Source organism: Thalassolituus marinus, from assembly GCF_020320395.1.
Taxonomy (GTDB): domain Bacteria; phylum Pseudomonadota; class Gammaproteobacteria; order Pseudomonadales; family Oceanobacteraceae; genus Venatoribacter; species Venatoribacter marinus.
Genome location: NZ_JAEDAH010000102.1, coordinates 86,498 through 102,081, shown reverse-complemented (window position 1 = coordinate 102,081; position 15,584 = coordinate 86,498). Strand labels below are relative to the sequence as shown.

Here is a 15,584-nt window from a genome sequence, read left to right as displayed (position 1 = left end):
CAGATCTGAATTTCTACTTTGGTTGAGCCTTGTCGTCCGATTCAGTTACTTCTGTTGTCTTTTCTGTTGGCGCTTTGTTAAGGCTGGCTGCTGCTGAAAAGTCGAAGCCAATGTCGTCGGTCATCGCATCCGGGTCGGGACGAATGCCACAGCCACTGCCTTTAACCGGCATCAGACCTGATGTTCCGGGGTGTTTAGCCATTGTCGGGTACTCCTGAAAATGCCGGGGAAATGGCTGGTGACAGTATCAGTAGTGGGTTAATGCGGGCATTGTTGAGGCTGACAGTCCAGTGCAGGTGAGGGCCGGTGGCACGACCGGTGGAGCCGCTGCGGGCGAGGCGGTCACCGGCGGTGACCTGTTCGCCTTTGCTGACTTCAATACTGTCAAGATGACAGAACATAGAGATCAGTCCCTGGCCGTGATCGACAAATACGGTCTTGCCGTTGAAGAAGTAGTCGCCGGTAAGGACCACGGTACCATCTGCAGGTGCCAGTATCGGTGTGCCGGTCGGCACTGCGATATCCAGACCACTGTGAGGACGGCGCTCTTCGCCATTAAAGAAGCGGCGCAAGCCGAATTCGCTGGAAAGTGGGCCGTTCACTGGCCAGGCCATAGGGCTCCAGCCGTGTCCTTCCGTGAAACTGGTGTAGATGGCATTCATGGCGGCGCTTTCGCGGCGAATGCGTTGCAGTTGTTCTGCGCTTGGATTGACGTGTTTCTTTTGCACTGTCAGATGTTGTTCCGGGTAAGCCTTGCTCTGAATCTCAAAGGTATATTCACGATTGCCGTTTTTTACCGTCGCACTGCCCGGTGCCTGAGACAGAGGGATGCCAACCACAGCAATCCACTGGCTGTCGGTGGAAGGCCGCACGGTAAACACCGGGGAGCCATTAAACGTAACCCGAGGTGGCTGCAGACCATAGCCGGCCTCAACCAGCGCGATGCCACCGGGTACCGGGTGCGGAATCGGCAGAGCGCTGTCGGCAGGGGCCGGAGACGCGGTATGCAGGGTCCCGGCGGCGAAAAAAGACAGAGCAAAGTTAAGAACGTTCTGCAGTAATTCAATCATAAAATCAGGCTTCCTTGTCGTTGCCGCAACGCGTTACGGTCGAGCGGATCCAGCCATTGTTGACGCGCGTGACCAGCTCTTCGTCAGTATGAACATCCTCTGTGGAGTGCACCACCGAGCCATCGTCTTTCTGGGTGATGGAATATCCACGTCCGAGAACATTCAGCGGACTCAGGCTGTTGAGTAGTTTAGCCTGTCCGGCAAGACTGATCTGATCGGTATGAAGTCGGTTATTGATAGCAGAGACCAGCTGATGACGAATCAGTTCCAGCGCTTTCCCCTGATCTGCCAGTCTTTTCTGCGGATGCTGGTGGCTGAGTGCTTGTTGCAGTTGTGCCAGACGCTGATGCTGCTGACGCGTTGCTGAACTCCAGCCAGCGCGCATACGCATCTCCAGCTGATCCAGATGCTGCGCCAGATACTGCACCTGACGCTCCGGGCCGCGCACCCGCTGGGTCAGGGCGTGCAAACGCATCTGGCGCTGCTGATGGCCGCGGCGCAGGGCGTACAACAGCCGCTGTTCATACTGCGCCAGTGTATTGCGCAAAACAGACTGGTCCTGACTGACCAGCTCAGCCGCTGCTGATGGCGTCGGAGCGCGCATATCGGCAACAAAATCGGCAATGGTGAAATCGACCTCGTGGCCCACAGCGCTGATGACGGGCAGGGCAGAATGGAAGATGGCCCAGGCCACCGGCTCTTCGTTAAAGCACCACAGATCCTCCAGCGAACCGCCGCCGCGACCGACAATTAAGGCATCGACGCGCTGATCACGATTAGCGCGTTCAATGGCAGCGACAATCTGTGCGGTCGCTTCTCGGCCCTGTACTGCAGTTGGGTATAGATCGACTTCAATGGCCGGGTTGCGGCGTTTGAGTACCGTGATGATGTCATGCACTGCGGCCCCGGTCGGCGATGTGACAATGCCGACACGGCGAATTCTGGGAATTGGTTTTTTGTTGCGTTCGTCAAACAGGCCGGCCTGATTCAGTCGCTCTTTAAGTTGCTGGAACGCCAGCAGCAGGGCGCCTTCACCCGCAGGCTTCATGGCATCAACAATCAGCTGATAGTCGCCGCGGTTTTCATACAGGCTGACTTTGGCGCGCAGTTCAACACGATCGCCTTCTTTAGGTAAAAAACGCACCGCAGCGGCACGCGACCGGAACATGGCACAGCGCACCTGAGCGCTGGCATCTTTCAGGGTGAAATACCAATGGCCGGACGCAGGGCGCGACAGGCCTGAGATTTCACCTTCGACCCGAACACTCGCAAACGATACTTCCAGCAATTGTTTGGCACGCTGGTTTAACTGAGAAACGGAAAAAATAGCCGGGTTGTTCACACGAAAACCGAGTAAGAAAATCAGCCTATAGGGTGCCATGTGTGGCAGGGCTTCGCCAGTGTCAGACTGAAAGGATCTGTTTCGCCGTTAGTGATAAGACGGCGTAGTTTGTCGTCCAACCTCTTTATGAATATTTTCCCGGGAACTGTGACAGATACATAATGTTCACAAAAAGGGGGATAGACAGTCTGGTTTCAAAAGACTAGTGTTTTTCCTGTCAGCTAATGCTGAAACGAATTTTTAAGGCTGAATAAGGAAACAAGCCATGAAAAAACTGATCGCAGGCGCAATTCTGGTATCTTCTTCTACTCTGGCTTTCGCTGCTAACCCTTACGCGGGTTGTGGTCTGGGTTCCGCAGTTGTGTTCCCTGATGCGAACGAATGGCATGAGCATGTACTGGCGGCAACCACCAACGGTACTTCCGGTAACCAGACTTTTGGTATGACTTCCGGTACTCTGGGTTGTGAAGGTGCTAACGGCCCACTGAAACTGGCTCAGCAGTTCATCGACGACAACATGGATCAGCTGGCACTGGATGTTGCTAAAGGTGAAGGCGAGACTCTGGCCGCACTGGCAGAAGTAATCGGCGTTGAAGCGCAGGACTCTACTGCTTTCAATCACGCTCTGCAGTCTAACTTCGACAGCATGTTCTCTGCTGAAGCAACCTCTGCAACTGCTTATGAAGCAATGACTGATGCAATGGCATCTGATGCTTCTCTGCAGAAATACCTGGGCTGATATCAGTCTGGATAAAAGCGCGCTGAGGCGCGCTTTTTTTTGGTTTGTACACAGGGAGTTTTAATGAAGCTGTTCAGGATTTGCGGCGCCTTTTTTTTCGCGCTGATTGTTTTTCCTGTGTTTGCGCAAGACGATAGCCGTCTGCAGGCGTTAGCAGAATCTCAGCAATGGCATCAGTTGCTGCACGTTCGCTACCATCCCCTTACCTTTCGTACCATCAGTCAGAACGACAGCGAACGCTTTTTTCTGAGTTCTGACGGAAAAGAAAACCCATATGCTGAGCTGCTGGCAGATATCGCCGCTTTTGCGCAGTCGGGCCTGCAGCCTGACGAATCTGCCCAGTGTCGTTTTCCAGCCCGTTACCAATGGCTGAAAACGAAGCTGGAGAATAACGGCTTTATTGATCAGCCTTGTCCAGCCTTCGAGCAATGGCGCGATGAGCTGGATGCCGATGCTATTACACTGATTTTTCCGGCGTCACATATCAATTCGCCTTCCTCTATGTACGGTCATACGCTGATTCGTCTGGATCGTAGCGATGAGCGCAGAAGCAAACTGTTAGCGTATGCCGTTAATTTTGCCGCTAACGCCGATCCCACCGATAACGAACTGGTATTCAGTTACAAAGGCCTGGCGGGGGGCTATCCCGGCGTGGCGTCGGTAATGCCGTATTACGTAAAAACCAACGAATACCAGCACATGGAGTATCGCGATGTGTGGGAGTACCGGCTGACCTTAACCTCAGAAGAGGTCGATCAGTTTGTGCGCCATGTGTGGGAGTTACAGGACACCTATTTCGACTATTTCTTTTTTGACGAGAATTGCTCGTACCGGATTATTGCCATGCTCGATGCAGCATCTGAGCGGGTTAATCTCGCCGACGATTTCGTCTACAAAGCCGTTCCGGTCGATACCATCCGGGCGCTGTGGCAGGGCGACCTGGTTGATGAGGTGACGTTCCGTGCATCGGCTGCGACAGAGCTTGAAACCCGCAGTCGTCAGGTCAGCGCTGAAGTGCTCGGGATTTCCCGTCGACTGATCGACGAACGCGATGATATTGATGGGCTGTTAAAGCCGCTGTCACAGACAGAGCGAGCGCAGGCACTGGAGTTGGCAGCCGCCTATGCACGCTATCTGTCGATTAAAAAGAAGCAGGGCAACCCGGAGTTGCGTCAGCGAACGCTGGCTGTACTTTCGGCGCGTTCCCGGATTCCGGTCAGTGCAGGTTTTGACAATGCGCCGACCCCTCAATGGCGTGATGACGAAGGGCATCTGACCCAGCGTCTGGGGATACGAGCCGGGCGCATCAGTGGCGCTGAAACCAATACCTATACCGATGTGCGTTTACGCATGGCTTACCATGATGTGATCGATCTGCCTGCTGGATTTGTCGACGGCTCGCAGATTCAGATGGGACAGTTTGATCTGCGCCGCTGGGGTGGGGATGGCGCGCTGCGTTTGCAGAATGCACGGATTATCGATGTGCTGTCGCTCAGTCATCAGACAGCCTTTCAGCATCCGGTTGCCTGGGCGGTGTCGTTCGGTGCTGAGCGTTACCCGTGGCGCGAGGCAGAGCTTTACGGCTACCTGAAAGTGGCTTTCGGCAAGGCCTGGCTGACAGACGTCGGCCGTGTTTACGGCTTGGGGGAGGTTCGCATGCTGGCAGATAATCAGTTCGAGCAGGGCTATCAGCTGAGCGCTGGTCCACGTCTTGGCTGGTTGTGGCAGGGCGAGCAGCTGCAGTTTCAGCTGGAAGGAAACTGGCAGGCACTGAATGCCGGTGATGACACCGAACAGCGTTCTCTTGAGGCAGTTCTGGGACTGAGGATCAGCAGCAATGATCAGTTGCGTTTCGAAGCCGGACGTCAGGTAGCTGAAAATAATGATGTGAGTGCTGCGTCCAACCAGTTCAGCCTTACCTGGAACCGGTACTTCTGAGCATGCTGCGCAACCTGCTGACTATCACCACGCTGGCATTGCTGTTAAGTGGCTGTGCGTCCACCACCGGGTTGTTCTTTTATCCGCGTGCGGTGTGGATCGAAACGCCCGCTGACCATGGTTTTGTCTATAAAGATGTCGACCTGACCGCGGCAGATGGCACCTCGTTACATGCCTGGTGGATTCCGGCGCAGCAGCCACGCGGTACTATTCTGTTTCTGCACGGCAATGCCGAAAACATCAGCAGCCACACTCGCAGCGTGTACTGGCTGGTCGAAGCTGGCTTTAATGTGCTGGCGCTGGACTACCGCGGCTTTGGTGCATCTGCCGGGCATGCACTGATGCCATCGGTATTGCAGGATGTACGCGCCGCTGCAGATTGGATCAGGGCTGAACAGCCGCAGGCGCCGTTCTGGTTGCTGGGGCAGAGCATGGGGGCCGCTTTGGCGCTGGATTTTGCCGGTATGTACGCTGACCAGTATGCGCTGGCTGGTGTCGTGGTTGATGCGCCATTCACCGGTTTTCCGGCAATTGCCCGCGATGCGCTCAGCCATTCATTGCTGGGTTGGCTGGTCATGCCGCTGACGTTGCTGGTACCGGGCCACTGGGACCCGATCGATTATGTCAGCCAGATCCAGGCACCGGTTATGGTGATTCACAGCGCCACCGACAAGGTGATCCCGCGCGCTCATGGGCAGGCGTTATACCGGGTGCTGAGTCAGCGTTCAGATCAGACCACTTGCTGGCTTGAGAGTCGTGGCCGGCATATTGAAACCTTTCGCTTTGCGGGGCTGAAAACGGCGACGCTCGATTTCCTGCAAACAGGCGTATGCCCGGCGTTTACCGGGGATTGACCTTTCGCTATAATGCACCGCCTTTTCCACCCCTCGTTCTGGAAGGCACTCTATGTTGCGAATCGCTCAGGATGCACTCACCTTTGATGATGTGCTGCTGGTTCCCGGTTACTCCGAAGTTCTCCCTAATCAGGTATCCCTGAAAACCCGTCTTACCCGTGGCATTGAGCTGAACATCCCGCTCATTTCGGCAGCGATGGACACCGTAACAGAAGCTCGTCTGGCGATTGCGATTGCACAGGAAGGCGGTCTGGGCATTATTCACAAGAACCTCACCATCGAAGAGCAGGCTGCCGAAGTCCGCAAGGTGAAGAAGTTCGAGAGTGGTGTGGTTAAAGATCCTATCACTGTTCCGAGTACAACCACCATTGAAGAGCTGCTGGCTCTGACTGCTCAGCACAACATTTCCGGTATGCCGGTTGTGGATGGCGATGAGCTGGTGGGTATCGTCACCAACCGTGACGTACGCTTTGAAAAAGACATGGCGCGCACCGTTGCATCCGTCATGACGCCAAAAGAAAAACTGGTCACTGTGCCGGAAGGTACCGACAAGCAGACCGTACAGGACCTGCTGCAGGAACACCGCATTGAAAAAATTCTGGTGGTTAACGGCGAAGGTAAACTGGCCGGTCTGATGACTGTACTGGATATCGACAAAGCCCGTACCTACCCGAATGCAGCAAAAGATGACCAGGGTCGTCTGCGCGTAGGCGCTGCAGTAGGTACCGGTGCAGGTACTGAAGAACGTGTTGAAGCACTGGTTAAAGCCGGTGTTGACGTGATTGTGGTGGATACAGCCCACGGTCACACCTCTAACCCAGGCGGTACCGGCGTTATCGACCGTGTACGTTGGGTTAAGCAGAACTTCCCGCAGGTTCAGGTAATTGGTGGCAACATCGCGACGGCTGCGGCCGCAATTGCTCTGGCTGAAGCGGGTGCCGACGGCGTTAAAGTGGGTATTGGTCCGGGTTCTATTTGTACTACCCGTATCGTTGCCGGCGTTGGTGTGCCGCAGATTTCTGCTGTTGCTAACGTTGCCGAAGCGATGAAAGCCTACGATGTACCGGTGATCGCCGACGGCGGTATCCGTTTCTCGGGCGACATCGCCAAAGCTATCGCGGCAGGCGCAAGCGTCATCATGGTAGGTTCTATGCTGGCCGGTACCGATGAATCACCGGGTGAAGTTGAACTGTTCCAGGGCCGTGCCTACAAAGCATACCGTGGCATGGGTTCTCTGGGTGCAATGGGGCAGAGCCAGGGTTCTTCTGACCGTTACTTCCAGGACAAGAATGCCGGCGTTGATAAGCTGGTACCGGAAGGTATTGAAGGCCGTATTGCCGTGAAAGGCCCGCTGATGAACATCGTTCACCAGCTGATGGGTGGTGTACGTGCGTCCATGGGCTACACCGGTTGTGGCACCATCGACGAAATGCGCACCAAGCCTGAGTTTGTACGTATTACCGCCGCTGGTATGAAAGAGTCTCACGTACACGACGTGCAGATCACCAAAGAAGCGCCTAACTACCGTCTGGGTTAATTCTCGCGGGTATTGATTTGATCAGGGGATGCAATGCATCCCCGCTTTTGTTTTCTGGGAATTATTTATGTCTCAAGACATTCATGCTCAACGCATTCTGATTCTGGACTTCGGTTCGCAGTACACTCAGCTGATTGCGCGTCGTGTTCGTGAAATCGGTGTTTTCTCTGAAATCCGTGCATGGGACATGGACGAAGCGGAAATCCGTGAGTACAACCCAAGCGGTATCATTCTGGCCGGTGGCCCTGAGTCAGTAACTGAAGAAGGTTCACCACGCGCACCGGAAATCGTGTTCAACATGGGTCTGCCAGTACTGGGTATCTGCTACGGCATGCAGACTATGGCCGAGCAGCTGGGCGGCAAGGTTGAAGGCTCGACCATCCGTGAATTCGGCTACGCGCAGATTCAGGTTGAAGCAGACAACGCACTGCTGAAAGACATCAAAGACCACGTCAGCGACGAAGGTAAGTCTCTGCTCGACGTGTGGATGAGCCACGGTGACAAAGTAACCCGTATGCCGGAAGGCTTCGGTCTGATGGCGTCTACGCCAAGCTGCCCGATTGCTGGTATGTACAATGCCGAGAAAAACTTCTTCGGCGTACAGTTCCACCCGGAAGTAACGCACACCCTGCAGGGTAAGCGTCTGCTGGAGCACTTTGTACTGGATATCTGCGGCTGTGAAGCGCTGTGGACGCCAGCCAAAATTATTGAAGACCAGATTGAAAAAGTACGCGCTCAGGTTGGCAGCAGCAAAGTTCTGCTGGGTCTGTCCGGCGGTGTGGATTCTTCGGTTGTGGCAGCGCTGCTGCATAAAGCCATCGGCGATCAGCTGACCTGTGTGTTCGTAGATAATGGTCTGCTGCGTAAGAACGAAGGCGATATGGTGATGGACATGTTCGCTAAGAACATGGGCGTTAAAGTGATTCGTGCCGACGCTGAAGAGCTGTTCCTTGGCAAGCTGGCGGGCGTATCTGACCCTGAGCAGAAGCGTAAGATCATTGGTAACACCTTTATCGAAGTGTTCGATGACGAAGCCAGCAAACTGAAAGACGTTCCGTTCCTGGCGCAGGGCACTATTTACCCTGACGTGATCGAATCGGCAGCGTCCAAAACCGGTAAAGCACACGTTATTAAATCGCACCACAATGTGGGCGGTTTGCCAGAAGACATGAAAATGGATCTGGTTGAACCACTGCGTGAACTGTTTAAAGACGAAGTGCGTAAAATCGGTCTGGAACTGGGCCTGCCTTACGACATGGTTTATCGTCATCCATTCCCGGGTCCGGGTCTGGGCGTGCGTATCCTTGGCGAAGTGAAAAAAGAATACGCCGACGTACTGCGTGAAGCGGATGCTATCTTCATTGAAGAACTGCACAACTTCGACTGGTACCACAAAACCTCGCAGGCCTTTGTGGTATTTATTCCGCAGAAATCTGTGGGCGTAGTCGGTGACCAGCGTCGCTACGAGTGGGTTGTTTCTCTGCGTGCAGTAGAAACCATCGACTTTATGACGGCTCGTTGGGCGCACCTGCCATACGAACTGCTGGAAAAAGTCTCAAACCGTATCATTAACGAAATTGAGCACATCTCCCGCGTGGCCTACGACGTATCGTCCAAGCCGCCAGCGACCATCGAGTGGGAGTAATCCTGCCCGAATAAAAAGGCCACCTGCGGGTGGCTTTTTTATGCCTGTTATATAGTCCCGCGAGTGAACGATTTTTCCGTCAGATCAGTGACTGACGTTTGACATCGCAAAGCCCATCATGGATTCTGTTGCCATGAAAACGAAATCAGCTCAGACCAGCGTCAGCATTATCTGCATCCCGATTTATTGGTGGGATGTCTGATGCTGTTCTGAATCTGCAGACCCACCCGGAGAGGTGGGTTTTTTGTTTCTGCCTTCCGGGTAATCCATTATCACAGGAGGTAACATGAAAAAGATCGCCGTGTTCGGCAAGCCCGGTAGCGGGAAGTCGACTCTCAGTAAAACGCTGGCTGAATCCGCAGGGGTTCCGTTTTATCCGCTGGATTCCATGGTCTATAACGCCGATGGCAGCCTGGTCGAGCGGGCAGCATTTGATGCTCAGCACGAGAACATCCTGCAGTCAGAGGCTTGGCTGATTGATGGCCTTGGTCCTTTGGCATCTTTTCAGCAGCGTTTGCAGGCAGCAGATACGCTGGTTTATATCGATCTGCCATATTGGCTTAGCTACTGGCTTGTGACGAAAAGACTGCTGAAAGGATTATTCATCACCCCGGAAGGCTGGCCGCCGGGAAGTTCCATTGTTAAAGGCAGCTTACAAAGCTATAAGATGCTGCGCCTGTCGCCGCGTTTCTGGAACAGTGACTTCAGCCAGAAACTGACTGCGCTGGGCGATAGCAAAAATCTGCACGTTATCCGCACGCTGTCTGAACTGAATCAGTTTGTTGCTCAGATTAAGCTTTAGTCACGCTGCTAACCGTTAAACACCGTTTGTGGAGAATTCGTTGGAAACCGGACCGGATATGTTAATGCTGCTCGCCATGGTCGCGATGGCGGCTGGATTTATTGATGCAGTCGCCGGTGGTGGTGGTTTGCTGACGATACCGGCGCTGTTGTTTGCTGGTGTACCACCGGTGCAGGCCGTGGCCACTAATAAATTACAGGCTTGTTTTGGCAGTTTTTCCGCCACCCGTTTTTTTGTGCGCCAGGGGCTGGTTGAACCACGACGGCAATGGCAGGGCATTGCGGCGGCTGGCATCGGTGCCGGGCTGGGGGCGCTGGCTATTCAGCAATTCGGCAGTGATTTACTGGTGCTGATCATGCCTTATGGCCTGATGATGATTGCACTGTATTTATTGCTGAGTCGCAGTTTCGGCCGTGAGGCAACGACCGCCAGAATGCCGGAGAAGGGTTTTAATGCAACGCTGGTATCGGGCATTGGTTTTTATGATGGCTTCTTCGGCCCCGGCACCGGTACCTTTTACAGCGTAAGCTACAGCAAATTGCGCGGCATGAATCTTGTCTCTGCTACTGCCCACGCCAAACTGATGAATTTCACCACCAATATTGTGTCGTTGCTGGTGTTTATTTTATCGGGGCAGATTATCTGGCAATTAGGATTGGCCATGGCTGTCGGCCAGCTGGTTGGTGCGCGTTTAGGGGCGGCTGCGGCGGTAAAACAGGGGGTTAATTTTATACGCTACCTGACAGTGGCCGTATGTATTGCCATGAGTATCAGCCTGTTGCTACGCGGCTAGAAACAAAACAGGATAAATACTTATGGATGAATTCAGAACCGTTGCCGCGCTGTTGCTGTTCTGCATCAGTGCTTATCTTTTATGTAACCTGCTGATGGCTGGGTTTGATGGTTACGTACTGCTCGGTGTGATCGGTTTTTACCTGGCTTCCCTGTTGGTGCTGCCGAAACGGCGCGATGCAGATCGTAGCTTCGATCTGGATGAAACCATCGATTTAATTATCAGCTTCCCGTACCGGTTACTGGTGCGAATTCTGCGTTCAGTCTCGGTTAATGATCGTGATGGTTTTGATCCCGATTAATCATCAGCTGCTGTTATTTCTGTGGCTGAAAATTAGTCGTATTGGCAGTAGCGGCTGTAATCGTTAGGCTGTAGCCAAACACAGGAGCAAGCTATGTCTGTTATTCCGTTTTCTGATGAAGCGCAGGGCATCTGGCAAATCGACGCCGACTATGTCGATCAGGGGCTGGCATGCGTCTATCTGCTGAGTCAGGGCGACCGGCTGGCGCTGGTCGAAACCGGCACCAACCACACGGTGCCGCATATTCTGGCCAGAATCGAGCAGCTGGGGCTGACGCCGGAGCATCTGGATTACATCATTCTCACTCATATTCACCTCGATCATGCCGCCGGTGCTGGTGCGTTAATGCAGCTGTGTCCGAATGCTCAGCTGATTGTGCATCCACGTGGCGTACGGCATATGGCTGAACCGGCGAAGTTGCAGGCGGGTACGGTAGCCGTGTACGGCGAGGAGCAGTATCAGGCGTTGTACGGTGAGCTGATTGCGGTGGATGCCACCCGTATTACTGAAGCCGATGATGGCTTTGAGCTCGATTTTAATGGCCGCCGTCTGAGCTTTATTGATACCCCGGGGCACGCACTGCATCACGTGTGTATTTATGATGAATTGAGTGGCGGTGTGTTTACCGGTGATACCTTCGGCCTGTCGTATCGCCAGCTCGACAGCGAGGCGGGCAATTTCCTGTTCGTGACCACCACGCCGGTGCATTTTGATCCGCAGGCCATGAAAACCAGTATTGAGCGCATTCTGGCGTTTGAACCGCAGTGGATTTACCTCACTCACTACGGCCGCATTCGTCCGAGTGAGAGTAATGTTAAACAACTGCTGGATTCGTTACAGGCTCATGTTGATATCGCACTGGCCGAGAAAGATCAGCCCGAAGGCCGCCAGCAGCGGTTAAGTGCCGCTGTGCTGGAATGGCTGGTTGCGGCCTGGCAGGCGCAGAATCCGGATGCTGATGCGACAGCAGCACGAGACTTTTTAAAGCTGGACGCCGGTCTGAACGCCCAGGGGCTGGAAGTATGGCTGGCGCGGATGGAGAGCCAGGGCTGAGTGGTCTACGCTTTCTGATTGAAGCAGTCAGCAAAGGTGCGGCCAGTGGCACACACATCAGGGGCGGATCGTGAGCACAAAGTCGGCTCCGATAACCTGTGCGATGCCTGTCGTGGCAATACGCCGCTCGATTTCGACTTTCACATGGTGTTTCAGCCAATCTTCGATGCCAGCGGGCGAACCGTATTCGCCCACGAAGCGCTGGTACGCGGGCCGCAAGGTCAGGGGGCTGGCTGGGTGTTTGGCTTTGTTAATGACGGCAACCTGTATCAGTTTGATCAGGCTTGTCGTACCAAGGCTATTCAGCAGGCGGCGCAGCTGAATATCAACTCGCTGCTGAGCATTAACTTTCTTCCAAACGCTGTTTACCGCCCGGAACTCTGTATTCGCAGACGCTGGAAGCGGCGGAAGCCTATGGCTTTCCCATAAGCAACATCATGTTTGAGTTCACCGAGTCGGAAAAAATGACCGACATCGCCCATGTGAAGAACATCATTAATCACTATCGTCAGATGGGGTTTAAAACCGCGATTGATGATTTCGGTGCCGGCTATTCCGGGCTTAACCTGCTGAGCGATCTGGCGACCGATTACGTTAAGCTGGATATGGCGCTGATCCGCGATATCGACAGCAATCCACGCAAGCAGGCCATTGTGCGCGGCACCATGGCTATTGCCAATGAGCTGGGTACCAGCATCATTGCCGAGGGGGTGGAAACCGCCGCCGAAATGCAGTGCTTGCAGGACTTAGGCGTCAGCCTGTTTCAGGGCTTCTATCTGGCGCGCCCGGAGGCTCAGCCGGTGCTGGCATTTCCCGAAGTCTGATCTCTGTCTTCCTGCACTTTTCGTCTTAATATCGGCCTGCTGGCTGATTTTTAATCACGCTTTCCTCTCGTTACTAATAGCGCTATTACTATTTATACTTAACGATGGTTCATTTTTGGCCGATACCCTGACAGAGCCTTTCTGCCAGGGAGCAGGTTATGAAAATTGAACAGTCCAATGTGCAGCTCAGCAGCGTCCAGCGATCAGACCAGAGTCAGGCCGCACTGACATCGACGACCGTCGAGGTGTTGGAAAACGGCAATGGTAACGGCAATACCTCCGCAGCTCAGATAACGCTCAGCCAGCGTTACCTGCGCCATGAAGCTCAGTCGCTGACATCGGTAGCGAACGTACGCGATGCCGACGGTGGTGACACCGACATTGAGTCCCGCTATCTGGCACAGAGCCTGACCTCCGGCGTAATTGATCAGAATGTGGTGGTGCGTGCCGTACGCGGTATTCCGGCTGAAGGCAGCAGTGCCGTGGCATCGACTGAGGTGCTGGTCACCAGCGTGCTGCAGCTGGAGCAGAGTGAGGCGCTGAGTTTTGAAGCTGTGGGGCAGGTGACAACGGCAGACGGGCGTAGCATCGATTTTATGCTGGCGCTGGATATGCAGCGCAACACGGAAATTGAGCAGAGCAACCTGTTTCAGGGCAATATCAACCTGATCGACCCGCTGATGATTAACCTTAATGGCGGCGTGGTGGAGCTGAGTGATCAGACCTTCGAGTTTGATCTGAATGCCGACGGCCATAAAGATCAGGTTGCGATGGCTGCATCGGGTACCGGCTATCTGGTGTTTGATCGTAATGGTAATGGCCAGATAGACGACGGCAGCGAGATGTTCGGCCCACAGAGCGGCCAGGGTTTTGCTGAGCTGAGTCAGCTGGATGAAGACGGCAACGGCTGGCTGGATGAAAATGACAGTCTGTACGCCTCGCTGGCGGTGATGACCTTTGCCGACGATGGCTCTGTGCTGCAGCAGTCACTGAGCGAGGCTGGCGTTGGCGCGCTATGGCTGAACAGTGTTGCCGCCGATTACGACCTGTACGCCGCCGATGGCAGCTATCAGGGCAAGATCAGACAGAACGGGGTGGCGCTGGCCGAATCCGGTCAGAGTCTGCTATTGCAGGAAGTTCATCTGCGTAACTTTGTTCCGCAGGCACAGCAGATAGTCACGCAGTTGCAGCAGGGACCTGCGCTGGTTACAGACAGTTCAGGTGAAGCCGTGCAGGCGCAACCGCTGACGGTGGAGTCACCCCTCAATTTTTTCCAGTTCGATGATGCCTTGCTCAATCAGCGCGAGGAGGAAACCCGCGTAGGCCTGGGCTTTGTGCCCAACCTGAACGGCCTGGAAACCATTCGTATTCGTCGCCAGCAACCTGAATCCAGCATGATGGCCTCGGCCCAGTGGTCGCAGCTGAATGTGACTGCGCAATGGCAAACCACTCAGACCAGCGATCGGGTGTCTGACAGCAGCCGCCTGGAAATGCGCTCGTGGGTTGCACACAGCATGGAAGGCTTCAGCATCAGCAACGACAGCGTAACGGGCTACCACGGTGTCAGTGTGTCGGTATCCTATGCTGCCGTGCAGGTCGCCAATGTGCTGTCCGACTATGCCAGTGAACAGGGTATGGTACAGAGCGAGGAACAGCAGCAATACGATCGCCTGAAAACCATGGTCGAAGCCCTGCGTAACAGTCGTGAGCGCTGGCAGAGCAGCCAGAATGCGTTACTGGACTACCGCTGGATTCAGGCGTCGGCCTGATCCCAGTAGGGTGGTTCACCATAGTAGCCGTCAATAAAGTCGATAAAACAGCGTACTTTGTTCGACAGCAACTGCCGGTGGGCGTAAACCGCGTACAGCGCCAGTGGCGCTAACTGGTAGTCGGGCAGCAGCGGTTTCAGCAGCCCTTGCTGAATCGCCTTACCGACAATAAAGGTCGGCTGAATCACAAAGCCTGCCCCCTGAATCGCGGCATCCGCCAGCAGACCACCGTTATTTGCACACAGGCTGGCGTTCAGTTGTGGCTGCACCTGCTGCCCATCGGCGGTGTGCAGCACGATGTCGCTCTCCTGATAGCTGTACTTCAGGTAACGATGATCCTGCAGTTGTTCAACGCTGGTGGGCTCGCCGTATTCCGCCAGATACTGCGGCGATGCGCAGATCACCAGCTGTACCGGCGCCACCCGGCGGGCAATCAGAGACGAGGTTTTCAGCTGGCCAATACGCAACGCCACATCGAAGCCTTCCTCAATAATATCCACCTTGCGGTCGTTCAGGTTCAGGTCCACCTGCACATCGGGGTAGGCTTTCTGAAAATCGGTAATCAGCGCAGCGGCGTGCTGAATGCCAAACGACACCGGCGCAGAAATGCGCAACGTACCGCGTGCCGAACGTTGCAGGCTGCCCAGTTCATTTTCCATATCGTCCAGATCAATCAGTAGCTGGCTGGCCCGCTGAAAATAGCTCTGGCCCGCTTCAGTCAGGCTGACCTTACGTGTGGTGCGGTTCAGTAGCCGTACGCCAAGATGGTCTTCCAGTTGCGATACATACTTGCTCACCAGTTGCGGCGACAGCTGAAGCCGCTCGGCTGCGCGGGCGAACGAGCCTTCGTGCGCCACATTCACGAACGCCTGCATAGCGCTGATGCGATCCATCCTGATTCTCCGATAGCTAACTAT

At 54.5% G+C, this 15,584-nt stretch carries 16 protein-coding genes; 12 read left to right on the top strand and 4 right to left on the bottom strand.

What is annotated here, in order from left to right:
• Nucleotides 1-13: 13 nt before the first annotated feature.
• Genes I9W95_RS16890 through xseA form a run of 3 tightly spaced genes read right to left on the bottom strand, consistent with a single transcriptional unit; the run spans nucleotide 14 to nucleotide 2,451 of the window.
• The gene (locus I9W95_RS16890) at nucleotides 14-202 is read right to left on the bottom strand and encodes a hypothetical protein (RefSeq protein ID WP_225677026.1); all 189 of its coding nucleotides are present in this window, start codon (nucleotides 200-202) and stop codon (nucleotides 14-16) included.
• Entirely contained in the window at nucleotides 195-1,070 is an 876-nt protein-coding gene (locus tag I9W95_RS16885; RefSeq protein ID WP_225677024.1) for a peptidoglycan DD-metalloendopeptidase family protein, read from the bottom strand. Before I9W95_RS16885 ends, I9W95_RS16890 begins: the two co-directional genes overlap by 8 nt.
• A 4-nt stretch (nucleotides 1,071-1,074) precedes the next feature.
• A complete protein-coding gene (gene xseA, locus I9W95_RS16880) occupies nucleotides 1,075-2,451 on the bottom strand; it encodes an exodeoxyribonuclease VII large subunit (RefSeq protein ID WP_225677022.1) in 1,377 nt (458 codons plus the stop codon).
• A 226-nt stretch (nucleotides 2,452-2,677) separates the two neighbouring features.
• Between xseA and I9W95_RS16875 the strand changes: the two genes are divergently transcribed.
• From I9W95_RS16875 to I9W95_RS16825, 12 genes are all read left to right on the top strand, one after another.
• On the top strand, nucleotides 2,678-3,151 hold the full coding sequence (locus I9W95_RS16875) for a DUF3015 family protein (RefSeq protein ID WP_225677020.1): 474 nt from the start codon (nucleotides 2,678-2,680) through the stop codon (nucleotides 3,149-3,151).
• 63 nt (nucleotides 3,152-3,214) lie between these two features.
• On the top strand, nucleotides 3,215-5,089 hold the full coding sequence (locus I9W95_RS16870; protein WP_225677018.1) for an Lnb N-terminal periplasmic domain-containing protein: 1,875 nt from the start codon (nucleotides 3,215-3,217) through the stop codon (nucleotides 5,087-5,089).
• 2 nt (nucleotides 5,090-5,091) lie between these two features.
• On the top strand, nucleotides 5,092-5,943 hold the full coding sequence (locus I9W95_RS16865) for an alpha/beta hydrolase (protein WP_225677016.1): 852 nt from the start codon (nucleotides 5,092-5,094) through the stop codon (nucleotides 5,941-5,943).
• Between the two features lie 52 nt (nucleotides 5,944-5,995).
• Nucleotides 5,996-7,480 (top strand): IMP dehydrogenase, encoded by a 1,485-nt coding sequence (guaB, locus tag I9W95_RS16860; protein ID WP_225677014.1) that lies wholly within the window; start codon nucleotides 5,996-5,998, stop codon nucleotides 7,478-7,480.
• A gap of 67 nt (nucleotides 7,481-7,547) precedes the next feature.
• Nucleotides 7,548-9,125, top strand: coding sequence for a glutamine-hydrolyzing GMP synthase (guaA, locus tag I9W95_RS16855; RefSeq protein WP_225677012.1), 1,578 nt, complete (start codon nucleotides 7,548-7,550; stop codon nucleotides 9,123-9,125).
• A gap of 286 nt (nucleotides 9,126-9,411) precedes the next feature.
• Complete coding sequence (locus I9W95_RS16850; RefSeq protein WP_225677010.1) at nucleotides 9,412-9,927, top strand: P-loop NTPase family protein; 516 nt, start codon at nucleotides 9,412-9,414, stop codon at nucleotides 9,925-9,927.
• Nucleotides 9,928-9,985: 58 nt separating this feature from the next.
• Nucleotides 9,986-10,720 (top strand): TSUP family transporter, encoded by a 735-nt coding sequence (locus I9W95_RS16845; RefSeq protein ID WP_225677009.1) that lies wholly within the window; start codon nucleotides 9,986-9,988, stop codon nucleotides 10,718-10,720.
• A 22-nt stretch (nucleotides 10,721-10,742) separates the two neighbouring features.
• A complete protein-coding gene (locus I9W95_RS16840; protein WP_225677008.1) occupies nucleotides 10,743-11,021 on the top strand; it encodes a hypothetical protein in 279 nt (92 codons plus the stop codon).
• Nucleotides 11,022-11,114: 93 nt separating this feature from the next.
• Nucleotides 11,115-12,074, top strand: coding sequence for an MBL fold metallo-hydrolase (locus tag I9W95_RS16835; protein WP_225677006.1), 960 nt, complete (start codon nucleotides 11,115-11,117; stop codon nucleotides 12,072-12,074).
• A gap of 45 nt (nucleotides 12,075-12,119) precedes the next feature.
• Nucleotides 12,120-12,503, top strand: coding sequence for an EAL domain-containing protein (locus I9W95_RS18435; RefSeq protein WP_318653630.1), 384 nt, complete (start codon nucleotides 12,120-12,122; stop codon nucleotides 12,501-12,503).
• An 8-nt stretch (nucleotides 12,504-12,511) separates the two neighbouring features.
• Complete coding sequence (locus I9W95_RS18430; RefSeq protein ID WP_263866250.1) at nucleotides 12,512-12,898, top strand: EAL domain-containing protein; 387 nt, start codon at nucleotides 12,512-12,514, stop codon at nucleotides 12,896-12,898.
• Nucleotides 12,899-13,056: 158 nt separating this feature from the next.
• Nucleotides 13,057-14,667: a VCBS repeat-containing protein gene (locus I9W95_RS16825; RefSeq protein ID WP_225677004.1), complete on the top strand. Its 1,611-nt coding sequence runs from the start codon at nucleotides 13,057-13,059 to the stop codon at nucleotides 14,665-14,667.
• Here the strand turns inward: I9W95_RS16825 and I9W95_RS16820 are convergent.
• Entirely contained in the window at nucleotides 14,652-15,560 is a 909-nt protein-coding gene (locus I9W95_RS16820; RefSeq protein ID WP_225677002.1) for a LysR family transcriptional regulator, read from the bottom strand. The two genes, I9W95_RS16825 and I9W95_RS16820, sit on opposite strands and share 16 nt — an antisense overlap.
• Between the last annotated feature and the right edge of the window lie 24 nt (nucleotides 15,561-15,584).